27 protein-coding genes are annotated in these 22,230 nt (G+C 55.9%); 19 read left to right on the forward strand and 8 right to left on the reverse strand.

The features are described 5' to 3' along the window. Positions 1–2: 2 nt before the first annotated feature. The 18 genes from pduD (at position 3) to ACERJC_RS09630 (ending at position 13,998) form a co-directional block, all read left to right on the forward strand. Positions 3–671, forward strand: coding sequence for a propanediol dehydratase medium subunit PduD (gene pduD, locus ACERJC_RS09545; protein ID WP_043000237.1), 669 nt, complete (start codon positions 3–5; stop codon positions 669–671). A gap of 13 nt (positions 672–684) precedes the next feature. Further along, positions 685–1,206 carry a propanediol dehydratase small subunit PduE gene (pduE, locus tag ACERJC_RS09550; RefSeq protein ID WP_152403807.1) on the forward strand — a complete coding sequence of 174 codons (522 nt, stop codon included), beginning with the start codon at positions 685–687 and terminating at the stop codon, positions 1,204–1,206. Between the two features lie 9 nt (positions 1,207–1,215). Beyond that, positions 1,216–3,048 carry a diol dehydratase reactivase subunit alpha gene (locus tag ACERJC_RS09555; protein WP_286633587.1) on the forward strand — a complete coding sequence of 611 codons (1,833 nt, stop codon included), beginning with the start codon at positions 1,216–1,218 and terminating at the stop codon, positions 3,046–3,048. Then, positions 3,038–3,388 (forward strand): glycerol dehydratase reactivase beta/small subunit family protein, encoded by a 351-nt coding sequence (locus tag ACERJC_RS09560; protein ID WP_042318189.1) that lies wholly within the window; start codon positions 3,038–3,040, stop codon positions 3,386–3,388. Before ACERJC_RS09555 ends, ACERJC_RS09560 begins: the two co-directional genes overlap by 11 nt. Before the next feature lie 19 nt (positions 3,389–3,407). After that, entirely contained in the window at positions 3,408–3,683 is a 276-nt protein-coding gene (gene pduJ, locus ACERJC_RS09565; protein ID WP_042318188.1) for a propanediol utilization microcompartment protein PduJ, read from the forward strand. Positions 3,684–3,706: 23 nt separating this feature from the next. After that, positions 3,707–4,198: a BMC domain-containing protein gene (locus ACERJC_RS09570; RefSeq protein ID WP_286633588.1), complete on the forward strand. Its 492-nt coding sequence runs from the start codon at positions 3,707–3,709 to the stop codon at positions 4,196–4,198. Positions 4,199–4,203: 5 nt separating this feature from the next. Then, positions 4,204–4,836, forward strand: a complete 633-nt coding sequence (locus ACERJC_RS09575) for a phosphate propanoyltransferase (protein ID WP_373671523.1) — start codon at positions 4,204–4,206, stop codon at positions 4,834–4,836. Continuing rightward, the gene (gene pduM, locus ACERJC_RS09580) at positions 4,833–5,324 is read left to right on the forward strand and encodes a microcompartment protein PduM (RefSeq protein ID WP_373671524.1); all 492 of its coding nucleotides are present in this window, start codon (positions 4,833–4,835) and stop codon (positions 5,322–5,324) included. The genes ACERJC_RS09575 and pduM overlap by 4 nt, the downstream gene beginning before the upstream one ends. Positions 5,325–5,327: 3 nt before the next feature. Then, complete coding sequence (gene pduN / locus ACERJC_RS09585) at positions 5,328–5,603, forward strand: propanediol utilization microcompartment protein PduN (protein WP_012906340.1); 276 nt, start codon at positions 5,328–5,330, stop codon at positions 5,601–5,603. 9 nt (positions 5,604–5,612) lie between these two features. Further along, on the forward strand, positions 5,613–6,620 hold the full coding sequence (gene pduO, locus ACERJC_RS09590; RefSeq protein WP_373671525.1) for a two-domain cob(I)yrinic acid a,c-diamide adenosyltransferase PduO: 1,008 nt from the start codon (positions 5,613–5,615) through the stop codon (positions 6,618–6,620). Next, a complete protein-coding gene (gene pduP, locus ACERJC_RS09595) occupies positions 6,617–8,002 on the forward strand; it encodes a CoA-acylating propionaldehyde dehydrogenase PduP (protein WP_373671526.1) in 1,386 nt (461 codons plus the stop codon). The genes pduO and pduP overlap by 4 nt, the downstream gene beginning before the upstream one ends. A 10-nt stretch (positions 8,003–8,012) precedes the next feature. Beyond that, a complete protein-coding gene (locus ACERJC_RS09600; protein WP_373671527.1) occupies positions 8,013–9,125 on the forward strand; it encodes a 1-propanol dehydrogenase PduQ in 1,113 nt (370 codons plus the stop codon). Further along, positions 9,122–10,477 carry a 4Fe-4S dicluster domain-containing protein gene (locus ACERJC_RS09605; protein WP_373671528.1) on the forward strand — a complete coding sequence of 452 codons (1,356 nt, stop codon included), beginning with the start codon at positions 9,122–9,124 and terminating at the stop codon, positions 10,475–10,477. The genes ACERJC_RS09600 and ACERJC_RS09605 overlap by 4 nt, the downstream gene beginning before the upstream one ends. Before the next feature lie 2 nt (positions 10,478–10,479). After that, a complete protein-coding gene (pduT, locus tag ACERJC_RS09610; RefSeq protein WP_371894865.1) occupies positions 10,480–11,034 on the forward strand; it encodes a propanediol utilization microcompartment protein PduT in 555 nt (184 codons plus the stop codon). Next, a complete protein-coding gene (gene pduU, locus ACERJC_RS09615; protein ID WP_042318179.1) occupies positions 11,034–11,384 on the forward strand; it encodes a propanediol utilization microcompartment protein PduU in 351 nt (116 codons plus the stop codon). The genes pduT and pduU overlap by 1 nt, the downstream gene beginning before the upstream one ends. Before the next feature lie 4 nt (positions 11,385–11,388). Further along, positions 11,389–11,841 carry a propanediol utilization protein PduV gene (gene pduV / locus ACERJC_RS09620; protein ID WP_373671529.1) on the forward strand — a complete coding sequence of 151 codons (453 nt, stop codon included), beginning with the start codon at positions 11,389–11,391 and terminating at the stop codon, positions 11,839–11,841. Then, complete coding sequence (locus ACERJC_RS09625) at positions 11,826–13,040, forward strand: acetate/propionate family kinase (RefSeq protein ID WP_373671530.1); 1,215 nt, start codon at positions 11,826–11,828, stop codon at positions 13,038–13,040. The genes pduV and ACERJC_RS09625 overlap by 16 nt, the downstream gene beginning before the upstream one ends. A 91-nt stretch (positions 13,041–13,131) precedes the next feature. Beyond that, positions 13,132–13,998, forward strand: coding sequence for an L-threonine kinase (locus ACERJC_RS09630; protein WP_373671531.1), 867 nt, complete (start codon positions 13,132–13,134; stop codon positions 13,996–13,998). 34 nt (positions 13,999–14,032) lie between these two features. On the opposite strand, the gene ACERJC_RS09635 is transcribed toward ACERJC_RS09630, so the two are convergent. The 4 genes from ACERJC_RS09635 to dacD all read right to left on the reverse strand — a co-directional run bounded on the left by ACERJC_RS09635 (position 14,033) and on the right by dacD (position 17,481). Continuing rightward, the gene (locus ACERJC_RS09635; RefSeq protein WP_042318175.1) at positions 14,033–14,368 is read right to left on the reverse strand and encodes a DUF496 family protein; all 336 of its coding nucleotides are present in this window, start codon (positions 14,366–14,368) and stop codon (positions 14,033–14,035) included. 160 nt (positions 14,369–14,528) lie between these two features. Then, positions 14,529–15,587, reverse strand: coding sequence for an FUSC family protein (locus ACERJC_RS09640; protein ID WP_152403780.1), 1,059 nt, complete (start codon positions 15,585–15,587; stop codon positions 14,529–14,531). A gap of 125 nt (positions 15,588–15,712) precedes the next feature. Further along, positions 15,713–16,186, reverse strand: a complete 474-nt coding sequence (gene sbmC / locus ACERJC_RS09645) for a DNA gyrase inhibitor SbmC (protein WP_178823151.1) — start codon at positions 16,184–16,186, stop codon at positions 15,713–15,715. Between the two features lie 122 nt (positions 16,187–16,308). Then, positions 16,309–17,481 (reverse strand): serine-type D-Ala-D-Ala carboxypeptidase DacD, encoded by a 1,173-nt coding sequence (gene dacD, locus ACERJC_RS09650; protein ID WP_373671532.1) that lies wholly within the window; start codon positions 17,479–17,481, stop codon positions 16,309–16,311. Positions 17,482–17,720: 239 nt separating this feature from the next. Here dacD and sbcB point away from each other — a divergent pair, with 239 nt between their 5' ends. After that, the gene (sbcB, locus tag ACERJC_RS09655; protein WP_373671533.1) at positions 17,721–19,145 is read left to right on the forward strand and encodes an exodeoxyribonuclease I; all 1,425 of its coding nucleotides are present in this window, start codon (positions 17,721–17,723) and stop codon (positions 19,143–19,145) included. A 35-nt stretch (positions 19,146–19,180) separates the two neighbouring features. Here the strand turns inward: sbcB and tsuB are convergent, their stop codons facing one another. The 4 genes from tsuB to yoeI form a co-directional block, all read right to left on the reverse strand. After that, positions 19,181–19,408, reverse strand: a complete 228-nt coding sequence (tsuB, locus tag ACERJC_RS09660; RefSeq protein WP_046481470.1) for a thiosulfate utilization sulfurtransferase TsuB/YeeD — start codon at positions 19,406–19,408, stop codon at positions 19,181–19,183. A gap of 15 nt (positions 19,409–19,423) precedes the next feature. After that, entirely contained in the window at positions 19,424–20,482 is a 1,059-nt protein-coding gene (gene tsuA, locus ACERJC_RS09665) for a thiosulfate utilization transporter TsuA/YeeE (RefSeq protein ID WP_373671534.1), read from the reverse strand. Positions 20,483–20,684: 202 nt separating this feature from the next. Beyond that, a complete protein-coding gene (locus ACERJC_RS09670; RefSeq protein ID WP_042318166.1) occupies positions 20,685–22,046 on the reverse strand; it encodes an APC family permease in 1,362 nt (453 codons plus the stop codon). After that, positions 22,036–22,098: a membrane protein YoeI gene (gene yoeI, locus ACERJC_RS09675; RefSeq protein WP_099433339.1), complete on the reverse strand. Its 63-nt coding sequence runs from the start codon at positions 22,096–22,098 to the stop codon at positions 22,036–22,038. Before yoeI ends, ACERJC_RS09670 begins: the two co-directional genes overlap by 11 nt. Positions 22,099–22,230 lie beyond the last annotated feature (132 nt).

Raw genomic sequence — 22,230 nt, forward strand, 5'->3', positions numbered from 1 at the left:
CAATGGAAATTAATGAAAAATTGCTGCGCCAGATTATTGAAGACGTTCTGTCCGAAATGCAGACCAGCGATAAGCCCGTCTCGTTTCGCGCGCCGGGAACGTCAACCGCACCTGCTGCACCGGCCGGTGACAGTTTTCTGACGGAAATTGGCGAGGCAAAACAGGGCACGCAACAGGATGAAGTCATCATCGCTGTCGGCCCGGCGTTTGGCCTTTCTCAGACCGTTAATATCGTCGGTCTGCCGCACAAGAACATTCTGCGTGAAGTGATTGCCGGTATTGAAGAAGAAGGCATCAAAGCGCGTGTGATTCGCTGCTTTAAATCGTCCGACGTGGCCTTTGTTGCCGTGGAGGGTAACCGTCTGAGCGGCTCTGGCATCTCTATCGGCATCCAGTCAAAAGGCACGACGGTCATCCACCAACAGGGACTGCCGCCGCTGTCCAACCTGGAGCTGTTCCCGCAGGCACCGCTGCTGACGCTGGAAACCTATCGCCAGATTGGTAAAAACGCCGCGCGTTATGCCAAGCGTGAATCACCGCAGCCGGTTCCGACGCTGAACGATCAGATGGCACGCCCGAAATATCAGGCTAAATCCGCCATTTTGCACATTAAAGAGACGAAGTACGTCGTGACGGGCAAAAACCCGCAGGAACTGCGCGTGGCGCTTTAATAAGGATCCCTTTATGAATACCGATGCAATTGAATCGATGGTACGGGATGTGTTGAGCCGCATGAACAGCCTGCAGGGCGACACATCTGCCCCGGCAGCCGGTTCGAGCAGTACGACCCAGACCGCAAAAGTGACCGACTATCCACTCGCCAGTAAGCATCCTGAGTGGGTCAAAACGGCCACCAACAAAACGCTGGATGAGTTCACTCTCGAAAACGTTCTGAGCAACAAAGTGACCGCGCAGGATATGCGTATCACACCGGAAACGCTGCGTATTCAGGCGGCTATCGCCAAAGATGCTGGACGTGACCGCCTGGCGATGAACTTTGAGCGTGCCGCAGAACTGACGGCAGTACCGGACGATCGCATTCTTGAGATCTATAACGCTCTGCGTCCTTACCGTTCAACGAAAGAAGAACTGCTCGCGATCGCGGACGATCTTGAAAATCGCTATCAGGCCAAAATCTGCGCCGCGTTTGTTCGTGAAGCTGCGGTGTTGTACGTCGAGCGTAAGAAACTGAAAGGCGACGACTAAGGAAAGGTCATGAGATATATAGCTGGCATTGATATCGGCAACTCATCCACAGAAGTCGCACTGGCGACAGTGGATGGCACTGGCGCGCTCACCATTACCGGTAGCGCGCTGGCGGAAACCACCGGGATAAAAGGCACATTGCGTAATGTGTTTGGGATTCAGGAGGCGCTTACGCTTGCGGCTAACAATGCAGGCATCAATGTCAGCGATATCTCGCTTATCCGTATCAACGAAGCCACCCCGGTGATTGGTGATGTCGCGATGGAAACCATCACGGAAACTATCATCACCGAATCCACCATGATCGGTCATAACCCGAAAACACCGGGCGGTGTCGGTCTGGGTGTGGGGATCACTATCACGCCGGAAGAGTTACTCACCCGCCCGGCGGATACCCCGTTAATTCTGGTGGTGTCATCCGCTTTCGATTTCGCTGATGTCGCCACCATGATTAACGCCTCTGTCCGTGCTGGTTATCAGTTAACGGGCGTCATTTTGCAACAGGACGATGGCGTTCTGGTCAGTAACAGACTGGAAAAACCGCTGCCTATCGTTGATGAAGTGCTGTACATCGACCGTATACCGCTCGGAATGTTGGCCGCCATTGAGGTCGCCGTACCCGGCAAGGTTATCGAAACGCTGTCAAACCCTTATGGCATCGCGACGGTGTTTAATCTCAACGCGAACGAGACCAAAAACATTGTTCCGATGGCGCGAGCGCTGATTGGCAACCGCTCCGCTGTGGTGGTGAAAACCCCTTCAGGTGATGTTAAAGCGCGCGCCATTCCTGCTGGAAACATTGAACTGCAGTCACAGGGACGTACGCTACGCGTTGATGTCGCCGCGGGTGCCGACGCCATTATGAAAGCGGTCGGCGAATGCCCGAAACTGGACAACGTTACCGGTGAAGCGGGCACCAATATTGGCGGCATGCTGGAACACGTTCGCCAGACGATGGCGGAACTGACCAACAAGCCAAGCAACGAAATTTTTATCCAGGATTTGCTGGCCGTCGACACCTCCGTCCCCGTCAGCGTCACCGGCGGACTGGCCGGTGAGTTTTCTCTGGAACAGGCCGTCGGTATCGCATCGATGGTGAAATCAGACCGTCTGCAGATGGCGATGATCGCCAGCGAAATCAAAGAAAAGCTGAACGTGGACGTTCAGGTTGGCGGCGCAGAAGCTGAAGCGGCGATTCTGGGCGCGCTCACCACGCCCGGTACCACGCGTCCGCTGGCGATTCTGGATTTAGGCGCTGGCTCGACCGACGCCTCCATCATTAATCCCAAAGGCGAAATTATCGCCACACACCTCGCCGGGGCTGGCGACATGGTGACCATGATCATCGCCCGGGAACTGGGGCTTGATGACCGCTACCTGGCAGAAGAGATCAAAAAGTATCCGTTAGCCAAGGTCGAAAGCCTGTTCCATCTGCGTCACGAAGACGGCAGCGTTCAGTTTTTCCCGACGCCGCTTCCCCCTGCGGTATTTGCCCGCGTCTGCGTGGTCAAGCCGGATGAACTGGTGCCTCTGCCCGGCGATCTCGCACTGGAAAAAGTTCGCGCCATTCGTCGCAGCGCCAAAGAGCGCGTATTTGTCACCAATGCCCTGCGCGCGCTACGACAGGTTAGCCCGACGGGCAATATCCGCGACATTCCGTTCGTCGTTCTGGTGGGCGGCTCCTCGCTGGACTTTGAAGTGCCGCAACTGGTGACGGACGCCCTGGCGCATTATCGACTGGTTGCCGGACGCGGAAATATTCGCGGCACTGAAGGACCGCGAAACGCAGTGGCTACCGGCCTCATCCTTTCCTGGCATAAGGAGTTTGCCCATGGACAGTAGTGTCACTACGCCTGCCATTGTGATTTCGACTATCGGCGACTGTCTTTCCGTCTGGAAAGAGGTGCTGCTCGGCATTGAAGAAGAAGGCATCCCGTTTGTGATTCAACACCAGGCGGCGGGAGAAGTCGTTCAGAGCGCATGGCAGGCAGCCCGCATGTCGCCGCTGCTGGTTGGCATCGCCTGCAACGAAGAAACCCTGGTCGTGCACTACAAAAATTTACCCACTTCAGCGCCGCTTTTTACGCTGACGTATCGCCAAAACAGCCTTGACCGGCGAAGTACTGGAAACAACGCGGCAAGGTTAGTCAAAGGGATCCCCTTCCGGGATCTCAATGCTTAATCCACAGGAGAATCGCAGTATGAATAACGCACTGGGACTGGTTGAAACAAAAGGGTTGGTCGGCGCGATTGAAGCCGCAGATGCCATGGTGAAATCTGCCAACGTGCAACTGGTCGGTTACGAAAAAATCGGCTCCGGTCTGGTGACCGTCATGGTTCGCGGTGACGTCGGCGCCGTTAAAGCCGCCGTTGATGCAGGCTGCGCGGCAGCAAGCGTCGTGGGCGAGGTGAAATCCAGCCACGTTATCCCGCGTCCGCACAGCGACGTTGAGGCTATTTTACCGAAATCTGCCTGAGTACTATCGAAAAGGAGCACAGCGTGAAGCAATCACTGGGATTACTCGAAGTTAGTGGTCTGGCATTAGCCATCTGTTGCGCAGATGCCATGGCGAAAGCGGCTTCCATCACGCTGGTTGGCCTTGAAAAAACCAACGGTTCAGGCTGGACGGTGATCAAGATAACCGGTGATGTGGCGTCAGTACAATCTGCCATCATCACCGGTGCTCATCTCGCCGAACAGCAAGATGGCCTGGTCGCGCATAAAGTGATCGCCAGACCCGGCGAGGGCATTCTCTCCCGCGCGATGGCTGCCACCCCGGCGCCTGTATCAGCACCCGCAGCGGTGTCTGTACCTGAGCCCGTGCCAGCCCCCATTGAAGAACCTGAAACTGAAGTCGTTGTAGAAGAGTCAGCACCGGAAGCGGCGCCTGAAGACGGGATTATCAGCTGCAATTTGTGTCTGGACCCGGCCTGTAAGCGCCAGAAAGGCGAACCCCGGTCGCTCTGCCTGCATTCAGGTAAACGAGGTTAAGCGTAATGGATAAGCAACTTCTGGAAACGACGGTCAGCAAAGTGCTGAATGAATTGCGGGATCGCCCTATTCCACTGGGCGTTTCCAACCGTCATATCCACCTTAACGCTGAGGATTATGCCCGTCTTTTTCCGGGACATCCGATTAGTGAGAAAAAAGGACTCCTGCAACCGGGACAGTACGCGGCTGAGCAGACCGTCACGTTAGTGGGTCCAAAAGGTCAACTGAAAAATGTCCGCCTGCTGGGGCCACTACGTAGCACCAGCCAGGTGGAGATTTCCCGCACGGATGCCAGAACGTTGGGCATCGCCGTACCGTTACGGATGTCCGGTAATCTTAATGGTACGCCGGGTATTCGTCTCGTGAGCCCCTTTGGCGAAGTCGAACTCCCCTCTGGCGTGATCGTCGCCCAGCGCCACATTCACATGTCACCGCTGGATGCGCTGATCCTGCGCGTTGCTCATGGCGATAGCGTCAGTGTCGCCATTGAGGGAACCGATCGTCGGCTGATCTTCGACAACGTTGCGGTACGTGTTTCCCCCGATATGCGCCTGGAGATGCATATTGATACCGACGAGGCCAATGCCGCTGGGGCAGATGACGCCAATGCTTTCGTCACGCTGGTGACGCCGCGATGAACGGCGAACTGTTGCAGCGAATCGTCGAGGAGGTGGTCTCCCGCCTGCAGCGTCGAGCACAAAGCTCCGTCACGCTGAGCGTCGCGCAACTGCGGGAAACACAGTCCCACACCCTGTTTTGTCAGTACGCCTCCCTGCATATTTTGCAGGTCGATCTGCCCCTGCTGGAGCAGATCGCCGACAACGATTCGTCGCATGCTGCCGCCGTCATGATTCATGAGGCGCTGGCATTGGGTCTCCGGGTGCAACTCTCAGTGCAACGTCGGTTGTTGCCCGCATTGCCGGTGAAGAAGCTGGCCCGACTGCCGCTGGTTTTCTGCGATGAACAGGGGCAGTCAATCACACTGCACCCCACCCGACTGTTAAGTTACGCCGATGTTGCCCGCTTACCCGCAGGGTTACTGGTGCTGCATCGCACATGTGTTGTTACCGCGCTGGCTCGCGAGACCGCGAGTTCACGCCACATCTATTTAATTAAGCAGGAGTGAACCATGCATCTGGCACGTGTTACAGGCGCGGTGGTATCCACGCAAAAATCGCCCTCGTTGGTCGGTAAAAAACTTCTGCTGGTACGCCGGGTCAGTGCCGACGGCGAACTGCCGGCGAATCCGACGGCAGGCGATGAAGTCGCCGTTGACTCCGTCGGCGCAGGCGTTGGCGAACTGGTGCTCCTGAGCAGCGGTTCCAGCGCCAGGCATGTTTTTTCCGGGCCGAATGAGGCCATCGATCTGGCCGTTGTCGGCATTGTCGACACGCTTTCTCGTTAAGGGGGAGTTATGGCGATTTATACCCGCACAGGCGACGCAGGCACAACGGCGCTTTTTACCGGACAGCGCGTCAGTAAAACGCACCCCCGAGTGGAAGCGTACGGCACGCTTGATGAGCTTAACGCCGCGCTGAGCCTGTGCGTCTGCGCCACCCGCAACGCGCAGCATCGCGCGCTGCTGGAAGCCATTCAACTGCAAATTTTCTGGTTCAGCGCTGAACTTGCCAGCGAAAGCGAACAGCCCTCAGCGGACCAGCGCTACATCAGCTCTGAGGAAATTGCCGCGCTGGAAGCGGCCATCGATACCGCAATGGGACGCGTCGCGCCCTTGCACAGTTTTATTCTGCCAGGCCGCTGTGAAGCCGCAAGCCGCCTGCATTTTGCCCGCACGCTGGCGCGCCGGGCTGAACGCCGGCTGGTTGAACTCGCTGCCGATGTCAGCGTCAGGCATGTACTAATGCGCTATATCAATCGCCTGTCAGACTGCTTGTATGCGCTGGCGCGAGCGGAAGATCACGACGCCCATCAGGACACGATTATCCGGGAAGTGACGAAACGCTATCTGGCAACCGGTCACGCCCCTGTCAAAAAGGAATCTGCGATGTCGCTCTCTTTTGGCGATCTCCATCAGTTAACCCGCGCCGCCGTCGAGCGGGCGCAAGCCTTAAACGTCCCGGTGGTCGTCAGTATTGTTGACGCCCACGGCACAGAAGCCGTTACCTGGCGGATGCCGGACGCTCTGCTGGTCAGCAGCGAACTGGCACCGAAAAAAGCCTGGACCGCCGTGGCGATGAAAACCGCGACTCATGAACTCGCGTCGGTGGTTCAGCCCGGCGCACCGCTGTACGGGCTGGAAAGTCATATGCAGGGAAAAGTCGTCACGTTTGGCGGCGGCTACGCGCTATGGCGTGATGGATTGCTTATTGGGGGTCTTGGTATCAGCGGGGGAAGCGTTGAACAGGACATGGACATTGCACAGACTGCCATTGCGGCAATAAACGTGAGAACACATCAATGAATACTACTGAACTGGAAACCCTCATCCGCACCATTTTGAGCGAGCAACTGGCTCCCGCAAAAACTGAAATCAAAGGGAACGGAATCTTTCAGTCTGTTGGTGAAGCAGTCGATGCCGCCCACCAGGCGTTCTTGCGTTATCAGCAGTCACCGCTGAAAACGCGCAGCGCCATTATCAGCGCTATCCGGGAAGAGCTGGCACCACAGTTGGCAGCCCTGGCAGCAGAAAGCGCAGCGGAAACCGGAATGGGTAACAAAGAGGACAAATTCCTCAAAAACAAAGCGGCGCTGGACAACACCCCTGGCATCGAAGACCTGACCACTACCGCGCTCACCGGCGACGGCGGCATGGTACTGTTTGAATATTCACCGTTTGGCGTGATTGGTTCAGTCGCTCCCAGCACCAACCCGACAGAAACCATTATCAACAACAGCATTAGCATGCTGGCGGCAGGCAACAGCGTCTATTTCAGCCCGCATCCGGGTGCCAAAACGGTGTCGCTGAAGCTTATCGCCATGATTGAGGATATCGCGTTTCGCAGCTGTGGCATTCGCAATCTGGTGGTGACCGTCGCCGAACCGACATTTGAAGCTACCCAACAAATGATGGCGCATCCGAAAATTGCCGTACTGGCCATTACCGGCGGTCCAGGCATTGTGGCAATGGGCATGAAGAGTGGGAAGAAAGTAATTGGCGCAGGCGCGGGCAATCCCCCCTGCATCGTCGATGAGACAGCGGACCTGGTGAAGGCCGCAGAAGATATCATCAACGGCGCGGCATTTGACTACAACCTACCCTGTATCTCAGAGAAAAGCCTGATTGTGGTGGAGTCAGTTGCGGAACAGCTAATCCAGCAAATGCAAAGTTTCGGCGCACTGTTGCTCAGTCCGGCCGATATCGAGAAGCTGCGCGCGACCTGCCTGCCTGAAGGCATTGCCAATAAAAAACTGGTCGGTAAAAGCCCTTCCGCCATGCTCGACGCCGCCGGTATTCCGGTCCCGGCAAAAGCGCCGCGCCTGTTGATTGGCGTCGTCAGCGCGGATGACAACTGGGTAACCAGTGAGCAGTTGATGCCGATGCTGCCGGTGGTGAAGGTTAACGATTTTGACGCCGCGCTGTCGCTGGCGCTGAAAGTGGAAGATGGGCTGCATCATACCGCCATCATGCACTCGCAGAATGTGTCCCGCCTGAACCTCGCTGCGCGGACCCTGCAAACCTCCATTTTCGTTAAAAATGGCCCCTCCTATGCGGGAATTGGCGTCGGCGGCGAAGGTTTTACCACCTTCACCATCGCCACGCCGACCGGTGAAGGGACAACGTCGGCGCGCACGTTTGCCCGCTCCCGTCGCTGTGTGCTGACTAACGGTTTCTCAATCCGCTAATGAGGTTGTGATGAATACCTTTTCACTGCAAACCCGTTTGTACAGCGGCCCTGGAAGTCTGAAGGTGCTTGGCCGCTTTACGAACAAGCACATCTGGATTATCTGCGATAGTTTTCTCGCTCGTTCGCCGCTGATTAATACGCTGCGCGAGGCGATACCGGCGGATAACCGGATCAGCGTATTCAGTGAGATCACGCCAGACCCGACCATCGGAACCGTCGTTCAGGGGATTGCGCAAATGCAGTCCCTGCGCCCCGATGTGGTGATCGGTTTCGGCGGCGGCTCCGCGCTAGATGCGGCGAAGGCCATTGTCTGGTTCAGCCGTCAGTTTGATATTGATATTGAAACCTGCGTGGCGATCCCGACCACCAGCGGAACCGGGTCGGAAGTCACCAGCGCCTGCGTGATTAGCGATCCGGAGAAAGGCATTAAGTATCCGCTGTTTAACAACGCGCTCTATCCGGACATGGCGATCCTTGATCCGATGCTGGTCGTCAGCGTCCCGCCCGCCATCACCGCCAATACCGGGATGGATGTTCTGACGCACGCGCTGGAAGCCTATGTGTCCACGCACGCCAGTGACTTTACCGATGCACTCGCTGAAAAAGCAGCGCAGATCGTCTTTCAGTATCTGCCTGTCGCCGTTCGTAAAGGCGACTGTCTAGCCACTCGAGGCAAAATGCACAACGCCTCTACGCTGGCAGGAATGGCATTCAGCCAGGCTGGACTGGGACTGAACCATGCCATCGCCCACCAGCTAGGCGGCCAGTTCCATCTGCCCCACGGCCTGGCAAATGCCCTGCTGCTGGCGTCAGTGATCCGCTTCAACGCGCACGATCCACGGGCGGCTAAACGCTATGCCCGATTCGCCAAAGCCTGTCATTTATGTCCTGACAGCGCCAATGAAACGGCGAGTGTGAATGCGTTGGTGCAGCACATTGAACAACTGAAAAAAGCGTGCGCTATCCCTACTCTCGCCGCCGCGCTTAAAGAACAAAAGCAGGACTGGTCACAGCGTATTCCGGCAATGGTTCAGGCCGCGCTGGCGGACGTAACGCTGAAAACCAACCCCAGAGCTGCGAATGCCAGAGCCATTCAGGAACTGCTTGAGGAGTTGCTATGAATACCGCCCTGAATGATGAACTGGCCACACTGAATGCGCAGACCCTCGTCGAGCGCGTTCGCGCGGCAGGCATTGTGGGGGCCGGCGGTGCCGGCTTTCCGACGCATGTCAAACTCCAGGCTCAGGTGGAGATTTTCCTGGTCAATGCTGCCGAATGCGAGCCGATGCTGAAAGTCGATCAGCAACTCATGGCGCAGCAGGCGGCGCGTCTGATTCGTGGCGTACAGTATGCGATGAAGGCCACCGGAGCCCGCGAAGGGATTATCGCCCTGAAAGAAAAGTACCAGCCAGCGATTGCCGCCCTGACGCCGCTGTTGCCTCCGGCGATCAGGCTTCACATTCTGCCCGACGTCTATCCGGCGGGAGATGAAGTTCTGACGATCTGGATGGCAACAGGTCGTCGCGTTCCCCCCGCCGCCCTGCCGGTCAGCGTGGGGGTGGTGGTCAACAACGTACAAACCGTACTGAATATCGCCCGCGCGATCGAGCAGCAGTATCCCGTGACGCGCCGTACGCTCACGATTAACGGTGCCGTTGCCCGCCCACAGACCGTAACCGTCCCCATCGGCATGTCCTTACGCGACGTGCTGGAGATGGCTGGCGGCGCAACCATCGACGATCCGGGATTTATCAACGGCGGACCAATGATGGGAAGCCTGGTGACGTCGCTGGACGCGCCGGTCACGAAAACTACCGGCGGACTGCTGGTGCTGCCGAAATCACATCCGCTGATTCAGCGGCGTATGCAGGATGAGCGTACCGTGCTGTCGGTGGCGAGAACCGTTTGTGAACAATGTCGCCTGTGTACCGATCTCTGCCCGAGGCATCTCATCGGTCACGAACTCTCTCCGCATCTGCTGGTGCGCGCAGTCAATTTCCATCAGGCCGCCACACCACAACTGCTGCTCAGCGCCCTCACCTGTTCCGAATGTAACGTCTGTGAAAGTGTGGCCTGTCCGGTAGGTATTTCACCCATGCGGATTAACCGCATGCTGAAACGCGAACTGCGCGCCCAAAATCAGCGCTACGAGGGCCCGCTCAATCCGGCTGATGAGATGGCGAAATACCGTCTGGTGCCGGTTAAACGACTCATCGCCAAACTGGGGCTAACGCCGTGGTATCGGGAAGCGCCGTTAGTCGACAGCGAGCCCGTTGTTGAGAAGACGACGCTGTTGCTGCGCCAGCACATCGGCGCCAGCGCGGTGCCCTGCGTTCAGAAAGGCGAGCGCGTCGCGCGTGGTCAGTGCGTTGCTGAAACTCCGCAAGGCGCACTCGGTGCGCCTGTTCACGCCAGTATTGACGGCATTGTCTGTGAGGTAACAGATCAGGCCATTATCGTTGTAAGAGGGTAACCATGTCTCAGGCCATAGGTATTTTAGAACTCACCAGCATTGCCAAAGGGATGGAAGCGGGCGATGCCATGCTGAAAAGCGCCAATGTGGATCTGCTGGTCAGCAAAACCATTTGTCCGGGTAAATTTTTACTCATGCTGGGCGGCGACGTTGGCGCGGTACAACAGGCGATCGAAACCGGAAACGCGCTCGCTGGCGAAATGCTGGTCGACAGTCTGGTGTTGCCCAACATTCATGCCAGCGTGCTTCCCGCAATCAGCGGCCTGAACAGCGTGGATAAACGTCAGGCGGTGGGGATTGTCGAAACCTGGAGCGTAGCGGCCTGTATCAGTGCGGCTGACCGGGCGGTGAAGGCGTCCAACGTGACGCTCGTGCGCGTTCATATGGCGTTCGGCATCGGCGGCAAATGCTACATGGTGGTCGCAGGCGACGTCTCCGATGTCAACAACGCGGTCACGGTTGCCAGTGAGAGCGCGGGTGAAAAAGGTCTGCTGGTTTATCGTTCGGTGATCCCACGCCCGCACGACGCGATGTGGCGTCAGATAGTGGAGGGATGATGGAAAGACAACCGACCACGGATCGCATGATCCAGGAGTACGTACCGGGCAAACAGGTCACGCTGGCACATCTGATTGCGAACCCCGGCAAAGATCTGTTCAAGAAACTGGGATTGCAGGACAGCGTCTCGGCGATTGGCATTCTCACCATCACGCCAAGTGAAGCTTCCATTATTGCCTGTGACATCGCAACGAAATCCGGCGCAGTAGAGATAGGTTTTCTCGACCGTTTCACCGGTGCGGTGGTGTTAACCGGCGACGTGTCGGCGGTGGAATACGCCCTGAAGCAGGTAACGCGCACGCTTGGTGAAATGATGCGCTTTACAACCTGTTCCATCACGCGGACGTAGCGTTATGCAACGCATGATGTTGATTGGCCCCAGCCAGTGCGGTAAGACCTCGCTGACGCAGTGTCTGCGCGGCGAGGCTCTCGAGTATCAGAAAACGCAGGCGATTGTCTGGTCTGCCGAAACCATCGACACCCCTGGCGAATATCTGGAAAACCGTTGTCTGTACAGCGCACTGCTGGCAAGCGCCTGCGAGGCGGATGTCATTGCGCTGGTGCTTAATAGCGATGCGCAGTGGTCACCTTTCTCCCCCGGCTTTACTGCACCGATGAACAGACCGGCATTCGGCGTGGTGACCAAATCAGATTTAGCGAACCCGCAGAAAATTGCGCAGGTCACCGGGTGGCTGGAGCAGGCCGGCGCACGGCGCGTCTTCGTGACCAGCGCCGTCAACCGTTCCGGTCTTGATGAACTGTTTGCCTTTCTGAACCAAAAGGAATCTTCATGTCTCACAAAATAATGGCGATCAACGCGGGCAGCTCGTCCCTTAAATTTCAGTTGCTGGACATGCCGCAGGGCGATTTGCTGTGTCAGGGGCTCATTGAGCGTATCGGCCTGCCGGATGCCCGGATCACCCTGAAAGCGCAGGATCAAAAATGGCAGCAAACCACGCCGGTTGCCGATCATCGTGAGGCGGTAACCCTGCTTCTCGAAATGCTGATTAGCCACGATATTATCACCAGCCTGCAGGATATCGAGGGTGTCGGCCATCGCGTGGCGCATGGCGGGGAATCGTTTAAGGATTCCGTGCGCGTGACCGATGAATCGCTGGCGGAAATTGAACGCCTTGCCGAACTGGCGCCCTTGCATAACCCGGTAAACCTGCTTGGCATCAACGTGTTTCGCCAGTTGCTGCCCGACGTACCTTCAGTTGCCGTTTTTGATACCGCGTTTCATCAAACGCTGGAAGAACCCGCCTATATCTATCCGCTTCCGTGGCGGTATTACGCTGAGTTTGGTATCCGCCGCTACGGTTTTCACGGGACCAGCCATAAGTATGTCAGTGCGACACTCGCCGAAAGGCTTGGCGTACCGCTCAGCGCACTGCGCGTCGTGTGTTGTCATCTGGGCAACGGCAGCAGTATTTGCGCGATTAAGGGCGGAAAGTCGGTTAATACATCGATGGGCTTCACCCCGCAGTCTGGCGTGATGATGGGAACCCGCAGCGGGGATATCGACCCGTCCATCTTACCCTGGGTTGCCCAGCGTGAAGGCAAGACGCCACAGCAGCTCAATCACCTGCTGAACAATGAATCCGGGCTGCTTGGCGTTTCGGGCGTCTCGCATGACTATCGTGACGTTGAGCAGGCTGCTGACGCCGGGGATCCCCGCGCGGCGCTCGCACTGTCGCTGTTTGCGGAGCGTATTCGCGCCACGATTGGCAGCTATATAATGCAAATGGGTGGACTGGATGCGCTGGTGTTTACCGGTGGTATCGGGGAAAACTCGGCGCGCGCCAGAGCGGCAATCTGTCAGAACCTGCACTTCCTGGGTCTTGCCATAGACGAAGAGAAGAACCAACGGAATGCAACCTTTATTCAGGCGGAAAACGCGATCGTCAAAGTGGCGGTCATCAACACCAATGAAGAGCTGATGATAGCCCAGGACGTGATGCGGATTGCTCTCGCAGAATCAGAAACTTTCGCCGTGTCGGCCTGAGTTCGCGCCGCACAAATTGCGGCAAATCATGGTAATAGCGAAATCGCCATGACACTATGCGCCGAGGATTGTCGAGCAGAAAGGTGATAACGTGGCTGTTGCGCAGTGCCCCGCGTCATGCGGAGAGCTTATTCAGGGCTGGATTATGGGCAGCGAGAAACTGGTCTCCTGCCCGGTTGACTGGTACAGCACCGTCGAGGTCTGTACCGGTTCTCCTTTAGCGGACGAGCGCCCTCTTTCGCGGGCGATGGTCAACCGACTCCTTGAACACTGGAACTACCCCGCGCACCTGAGCCAGGATATTCGTGTTTCGATCCATTCAACTATCCCGATTGCAAAAGGTATGGCCAGCAGTACGGCGGATATCGCCGCAACAGCCGTCGCTACTGCGCAGCATCTCGGTCATCAACTGGATGAATCCACGCTCGCGCAACTTTGCGTCTCGCTGGAACCGACTGACAGCACCGTTTTTCAACAGCTGACGCTGTTTGACCACAACGACGCTTCGACGCAAATCCCCTGCGATTCTCAACCCGCGCTGGACCTCCTCGTGCTGGAAAGCCCGCAAACTTTACGCACCGCCGACTATCACCGCATTCCGCGGCAGGCCGGTTTGCATGCTGGCGCGCCTGCGCTGAAGCGGGCGTGGGAAAAAGTACAGGAAGCTTGTGCGGAGCAAAATCCGTATCGCATGGGAGAAGCGGCGACGCTGAGCGCCATCGCCAGCCAGATGCTGTTGCCGAAACCCGATTTCGATGCGCTATTGTCGCTGGTTGAAGAGTGCGATTTATACGGCGTGAACGTGGCGCACAGCGGCAGCGTCGTCGGACTGATGCTCGACAGACAGCGACACGATGTGGACTATGTTAAGTGGCTACTGGCAAAAAACAGACTGACCGAACACTGGCCAGAACAGCACCTGTTACGGATGGTCAGCGGCGGCGTAAAACGTCAGTGAGGATCGCATTGCGAATCCTCACTGCACACAAACGTTACTCCGCTTTCGCGTCGCCGTTTTTCATTTCGCCCATTGCTTTCAGCTTTTTGGAGATGTCGCGGCGTTCTTTGGAGATCTCTGCATTTTTGATGATGTAGTCATCAACGCGATCTTCATAGTCGCTTTTCATGCTGGCGATGATGCCCTGAATAGCTTCAACGCTCATACCCGGCTTGATGTAATCGCTCAGGTTGTCCAGCAGCAGAACACGTTTCTGGTTGTCACGGATCTTTTTCTCAACGTCCTGGATTTCACGCTGCAGTTTGTTTTTACGACGGAACAGACGGACAAATTCCAGCACGTCCTGGAAAGATGGCTTGGTAGTTTCCATTTTTACACCCCTGATAATGTGAGAGTCGGATTCGTTTAAACGATAGGGCTAACATTACTTTTCGCAGCCACAAATGACAATGGCTTCATTCTGGTTTCCATCATACCCTTATTCCTTGCTGAATCGAAGCAGCAGCGGCAGCATTCCCCTTACCTGCTTTTTATTTGCGCAGTGCGCGGCAGATAAGATGCGACAGCAGCTCCAGTTGACGGGCGGTTTCCAGACTGAGCCAGACATAGCCATGAATCGGCGTTTCGGCCACATTATGTTCATCATGCTGGCGTATCAGCGTGCGCAGTTCGTTAACGGTCTCATTCAGTTTTTCACTGTTCGCGAGAATCGGTTGCGGGTTGCCTTCAAACAACGCATGCGCAATCGTCAGTAGCGCCTGCTGGGTCATTTTCTGCGTTTCCCGCAGCGTATGGGCGTTGAGCATGACAAAATGGCTCTCACGGGTCGCCCACAGGGCATTGATCTGCAATTCGAGCATGCAGACCAGGTTACGGTTGACGGTCTGAATGGCTTCAAAAATAGATTTCTGGATGCGCGTTTCTTTGCTCGCGGGAGTGATAAGCCCGCGCATTTTTACCACGTCAGCCAGGAGCTGTTGCAGGTGTTTATCCAACCGAGGACGTTCTAACAGATTGGGCGACAGTGCAGCCTGATACACCCGGTTATAGGCCGTTACGCAATGTGCCAGTTGGATTCGCCAGTGGATAAAGGCGCGCTGCGGCCAGATTCCGGTGAACAGCATGGCGAGAAGCGACCCGAGAATGACATCGCCGCCGCGCCAGAGCGCGGTCTCCATATCGCCTGCAGGAGCGCCCACCACCACGGCCAGCGTGATGCCAATTAAAAGCGCCTGATACGGTTTTTTACCTAACGCGAGCCATCCACACAGGAACATGGCCGCCGCACACCAGAGCAGCATCAGCGGCAATGAGAAAAGCTCGAGGCGCAGCGCCACCAGCCCCAGCGCCGACCCGAGGATCGTGCCACCGATCCGTTCATACGCGCGGGGAACCACGTTTCCCCAGAACGAGATTGGCCCCATAATCACCACCAGCGTAATCAGAGGCCACGTCCCTTCAGGAATGTTAAACAGGCGAACAAGTAAAAAGGTCAGGATGAAGGCCAGCGCGATGCGAATACCATGCACAATGCGGTAATGGCGATACAGGCGGATTTCAAATGGACTCAGTGACTTATCGGCACGCACTCACGCACTCCGTCAGGCAAAGACAAAAACAGATTGTACCTGTTTTTACGCGCAGAAGATCACCGCAGCGGACAGGACATCTCGCTAAGCGTAGTCGCTCAGCGCCGGTCCGCCTGGTTTTATGCTTACTTCGTGACAGGTTGCACCGAGATATACATCTCGATATCCCAGTAACCGTCTTCGCAACCGTTGTTCAGATAGACTTCAAAGCAGGGTTTGCATGTCATTTCATACTTTTGATCCTGCATCAGGCTATTAAATAACTGATGCCATGGCGTCGCAAAGTCACCATTGTCAACACGCGCAACCGCCGTCGCATATTGACCGCCATCGATTTCACTGAGCGTCACGCCTTCGCTGTTTTCCGGTATGACAAAATCAGCGGGCACCGAAACGACCGTACTACAGCGCAGTTTTTCGGCAGGCACTTCATCTGGATTGTCGAAGTAAACGGCGATCCATTCTTGCGTCACAACCTGCTTGTCATCCACCCACATCATCAACTGGTCAAAGCCTTGTTTCACCGTTTGTTCCCACGGTCCCACCAGGTGGAAACCTGCAACGGTACGCTTGTCAGCGTGTCTGATCTCGTAGTTCATGTTGCCTCCATTGTTACACTGTATTTATATACAGTGTAACTAAGCCTGAATAACAGCCACAAGAGATTTGTGATTATTATGTGAGCAGAGCCGAACTCCTGCCAGTCTCCTGCCAGCGATCGTCAGGCTTTATGATGAAAATAATCACTCAGACGCGAAAGGACGCCCCCCTTGCCTACCGCTTCCAGCGTCACCAGAGGCCAGTGGGCGACCAGTTTGTCACGGTCGTAGAGCTCAATTTCTCCGACCCGCTGATGCGCGGCGAGCGGTGCTTCCAGTTCCTTCTTATCCAGGATGTACTTCGCTTTGATGTTCGGGATTTCCGCCTTCGGCAGCGCCATCCAGAAATCTTGTTCGGTGCCTAACGCGATGTTCTCTTTATCGCCGTACCAGATGCGCTCCGTCCCAACCTGCTTACCGCTGCGCAGGATCTGCACCGTGTCGAAATGTTGTTGCCCCCAGAGGAGCAGTTTGCGGGCCTGCTCCTCACGCCCTTTCGGGCTATTCGCCCCCATAACAACGGCAATCAGTCGGCGCTGGCCATCCACCGCAGAGGCAATCAGATTGAAGCCCGCGCCCGAGGTGTGACCGGTTTTTAGCCCATCAACGTTCAGGGTTTTGTCCCACAGCAGCCCATTACGGTTCTGTTGCGTAATGCCGTTCCAGGTGAGACTTTTCTCGCTGTACATATGATAGAACTCAGGCTCGCCATGAATGATGGCCCGGGACAATACCGCCAGATCGTAAGCCGAGCTGTGCTGACCGGGGGCATCCAGCCCGTGAACCGTCTCAAAATGGGTATCCTGTAAATTGAGCTTCTTGACGTAATTATTCATCATGGCGACAAACTGCGGCTGTCCACCGGCAATATAGTCAGCCAGCGCAACGCAGGCGTCGTTACCGGAATCGACAATCAATCCACGGCTTAAGTCGCGCACGGATACCCGATCTCCTTCTTTGAGGAACATGAGCGAGGAGCCGACGAAAACCGGATTGTCTTTTGCCCACGCGTCGCGTCCCACCGTGACCATGTCATCCGGCGTAATGCGCTGGCTGTCAATGGCGCGGTCGACCACATAACCGGTCATCAGCTTGGTCAGGCTGGCAGGATTGCGCTGCTGATGTTCATTACCCGCAGTGAGGATTTGCCCCGTGGTGTAATCCATAAGCACCCACGAACCGGCCTCAATGCTGGGAGGAGGGGGCGCAAAACTGGCCGAACTCGCGGCAAAAGCAGAAGCGAGATGAATCGCGAGTAAAGAAGCGGCAATAAACAGACGGGGTTTCAACAGCATGTCCTCAGGTGTTCCAAAAGAGCCGTCCTTTTTACGGAAAACTGGCAAAACAAACAGGGATTAATTGCAAGGAAATGTGACTTATCGCATAGTTTTCTCTCTTTCGTTGTTATGAACGCGTTTCCGGTCGCGAGTTTCTTTATTGCTTCACGGCGAGTCAGGCTGATTACCGCGTCGAACTTTGGTACTCTGTGCAGTCCAGGCAGCGCGCAACCAGAAGTCACGGAACCCACTTATTTATGAATGACGGCAAGCAGCAACCCACCTTTCTCTTCCACGATTACGAAACCTTTGGCATTCACCCGGCGCTCGACAGACCAGCGCAATTTGCCGCCCTGCGTACCGATAGCGAATTCAACGTTATCGGCGAGCCAGAGGTGTTTTACTGCAAACCGGCGGATGACTATTTGCCTCAACCAGGTGCTGTGATGGTCACCGGAATCACCCCACAGGAAGCGTGGGAGAAAGGTGACAATGAAGCTGCGTTTGCCGCGCGGATCCACGCACTGTTTACGGTGCCGAAAACCTGCATTATTGGCTACAACAACGTGCGTTTCGACGACGAAGTCACGCGTAACGTGCTGTACCGCAACTTCTACGATCCTTACGCGTGGAGCTGGCAGCATGATAATTCACGCTGGGATCTGCTGGACGTCATGCGCGCCTGCTATGCCCTGCGCCCGGAAGGCATCAACTGGCCGGAAAATGACGACGGGCTCCCCAGTTTTCGCCTGGAGCATCTGACGAAAGCGAATGGTATCGAACACAGCAATGCGCACGATGCGATGGCGGACGTCTATGCCACCATTGCCATGGCACAACTGGTGAAGTCACGTCAGCCGCGTCTGTTTGAGTATCTCTATACGCACCGCAACAAGCACAAGCTGGCCGCGCTGATAGATGTGCCGCAAATGAAGCCGCTGGTGCATGTTTCCGGTATGTTTGGCGCATGGCGCGGCAATACCAGTTGGGTTGCGCCTCTGGCCTGGCATCCGGATAACCGCAATGCGGTGATTATGGTTGACCTGGCCGGTGATATTTCGCCGCTGCTGGAACTGGACAGCGACACCCTGCGCGAGCGTCTGTATACCGCCAAAGCCAGTCTGGGCGATAACGCCGCCGTTCCCCTGAAACTGGTACACATCAACAAATGTCCGGTGCTGGCGCAGGCGAACACGTTGCGCCCGGAAGATGCTGACCGTCTGGGCATTAATCGCCAGCACTGCCTCGATAATTTGAAAGTACTGCGTGAAAATCCGCAGGTGCGTGACAAAGTGGTCGCCGTCTTTGCTGAAGCGGAACCATTCACGCCGTCTGACAACGTCGATGCCCAGCTCTATAACGGCTTCTTCAGCGATGCTGACCGGGCGGCCATGAAGATTGTGCTGGAAACCGACCCGCAGAATCTGCCGGCACTGGATATCACCTTTCTCGATCCGCGTATTGAAAAACTGTTGTTCAACTATCGGGCGCGTAACTTCCCCGGAACGCTGGATGAAGCAGAACAGCAGCGCTGGCTGGAACACCGTCGCCAGGTCTTTACGCCGGAATATTTACAGCACTACGCCGATGAGTTGCAGGTGTTATATCAGGAATATGCGGATGATAAAGAGAAGCAGGCGCTACTGAAGGCGCTGTGGCAGTACGCGGAAGAGATTGTCTGAGATTCGCCCTCCGCGCCACGGCGGAGGGCCTGTTATCACGCTTTCTGTACGGTGATGCTCCAGGCGGCATCGCCAACCTGCTGATAATCTGTAATCGCATGCCCTTCCTGTGCAGCCCATTGAGGGATCGCTTCGGTCGCCTGGGTGCAGTCAAACTCAATCACCAGTTCGTCACCGCTCGCCATCTCGGCCAGCGCGGCTTTTGCTTCAATCAGTGGAAACGGACAAACCTGCGTGACCACGTCCAGTTTTTTAATTGCCATCATTAATCCTTACACTTAATTTGCCGCAGCGCTTGCCAGACGGGCTTTACGCTGCGGTCGTACAAACACAATCCACGACGCGGTCCAGACGCCAAGGATCATAAATACCAGGCCAATCCAGCCCTGCCAGGTCATCATCGCCGTCATCACCAGACCATTGCCGATAGAACAGCCGCCGGCAATGCTGGCGCCAAAGCCCATCAGGATCCCGCCGAAACCGCTGCGCAGCGTCGTTGGCGCATCGGCTGCCCGTACACGGAATTCACGACTGGCTTTTGCCGCAATGAACGAACCGAGGAAAATCCCCAGCACCAGGAAAACGCCCCAGTTGAGGAATTTGCTGTCTCCTGCCACCAGAAACTGCAGGATGTTAGCCGTCGGCGAGGTGATCCCAAGCCCAAACATACGCCCGGTGGCTTCGCTCAGCGGCCATGCCAGCAGCGCGATAAGACCGATCAGCACCGCCGTCACGAACGGGTGCCAGCGTTTTTCAAACAGAATATGGGCAAGCCCGGTACGGCGCGGCGGTAAAGAGGCCACCTTCAGCTTTGGCTTTTTCAGCTCTTTGCTGACCACCCAGAGCGTCACGACCAGCAGAACCGCAATCAGCGGCCAGACGGAGAGGTTCAGCGTGTCGGCAATAGCGTTGTGCTCCGTGCTGTACGCCTTCAGCGTCTGGTTTAAACCGCTGGCATGAGGCGAACGCATTACCGCGCTCATCACCATGTAGGTCGCCAGCGCAATCCAGCTGCCGATCAGCCCCTCACCCGCACGATACCAGGTTCCGGTGGCACATCCCCCCGCATAGACAATCCCAATCCCGAAGATGTAGCCACCGACAACGGTGCCAAGCCACGGGAACGCGCCAGCATCATAGCGGATTACTCCCGCCTGAATCAGCGCAAAGGCACCGACGCTCTGTACGGAAATCGCGATCAGCAGCGCATAGAACATGCGGTTGTTTTTGGCGATAACCATATCGCGGAAACCACCGGTCAGACAGAATCGACCACGTTGCATCACAAAACCCAGCAGCGCGCCGCAGATAACCCCGCTCAAAATCATTGAAAACATAAATTCGTTAGCCTGAAGAATATCAATCAGGAAATTATTCCTGACCACGCGGCGGGGAACCAATAACCAAATTCTCTAATTTAGAACGAATGGTTATGAATAATGACTGGAAATAAACCAACGACATAAAAAAAGCCGGAGTGGTTAACTCCGGCTTCCTGCCCGGTGGCGCTTCGCTTACCGGGACTACAGACGTTATGAATTACTGTGCGATATCTTCGTACTGCGGAACCGGGTTGCGGAAGCTTTTGGTCACGCAAGCCAGATACACCAGACCGATACCGGCCCAGATCAGACCCAGAACCATGGAACTCTCTTCCAGGTTGATCCACAGAGCGCCAACGGTCAGCGCGCCGCATACCGGCAGCACCAGATAGTTGAAATGGTCTTTCAGCGTCTTGTTGCGTTTTTCGCGGATCCAGAACTGTGAAATCACAGACAGGTTCACGAAGGTAAATGCCACCAGCGCACCGAAGTTGATCAGCGCCGTCGCCGTTACCAGGTCAAACTTAATCGCCATCAGGGCAATCGCACCCACCAGCAGCACGTTCCACGCCGGGGTGCGCCACTTCGGATGAATGTAGCCGAAGAAACGCGTCGGGAATACACCGTCACGGCCCATTACGTACATCAGACGAGAGACGCCTGCATGTGCTGCCATACCGGAAGCCAGAACGGTCACGCTGGAGAAAATCAGCACGCCCCACTGGAAAGTTTTACCCGCCACGTACAGCATGATTTCCGGCTGAGACGCATCCGGATCCTTAAAGCGAGAGATATCCGGGAAGTACAGTTGCAGGAAGTACGAAGCGCCGATGAACACCAGACCACCAATCAGCGCCGTCAGGAAGATAGCTTTCGGGATCACGCGTTCTGCATCTTTGGTCTCTTCAGACAGCGAAGAGATACCGTCGAAGCCCAGGAATGAGAAGCACAGAATCGTTGCCCCGGTAATCATCGGCACAACATGCGCGCCTTCCGACCAGAACGGACGGGTGCTGGTCAGGGTACCGGCACCTTCGCCGTTCGAAACACCGTAGATGATCAGGCCAACAATCACCGCCACAATGCCCATCTGCAGGATCACAATCAGGGTATTGAAGTTCGCCACGGTCTTGATGCTGCGCAGGTTAGAGATGGTCATAAAGGCCACCAGCGCGACAACAAAGATCCACGACGGCACGGACGGCACCAGCGCTTCAAAGTAAATTTTAGCCAGCAGGATGTTGATCATCGGCATGAACAGGTAGTCCAGCAGGGATGACCAACCCACCATGAAGCCAACGGTTGGGCTAATGGATTTCTGGGCATAGGTATACGCCGAGCCAGCAGACGGGAAACGGCGAACCAGTTTACCGTAGCTCAACGCAGTAAAAAGAATAGCGATCAGCGCAAAGGCGTACGCCGTTGCAACGTGACCGTCAGTGAGGCCCGAAACGATACCAAACGTATCGAACAGCGTCATCGGCTGCATATAGGCAAGACCCATCATGACAACCGGAATCAGCGTAAGCGTTTTACGCAATTCCACGCGAGAGGTTTTTGGAGTAGCGTTATGCGACATGGTCATTCCCCTTTACGGCGAATGCCGTCGCGTAAGCAAAAAATTGCCCCATTTTCTGGATTCCTCAGCGACAACAACTGTCGGTTTTTAGTAAATATCTATCCGGTACGAAGCCCGGCCTCTTTGTATGAATGATTGGTTTGATGCAAAAAAATAACCGACGCGTATGAAAACGTCGGTTAAT

Origin of the sequence: Citrobacter telavivensis, assembly GCF_041807075.1 — a bacterium.
In the GTDB taxonomy this organism is placed as follows: Bacteria; Pseudomonadota; Gammaproteobacteria; order Enterobacterales; family Enterobacteriaceae; genus Citrobacter_A; species Citrobacter_A telavivensis.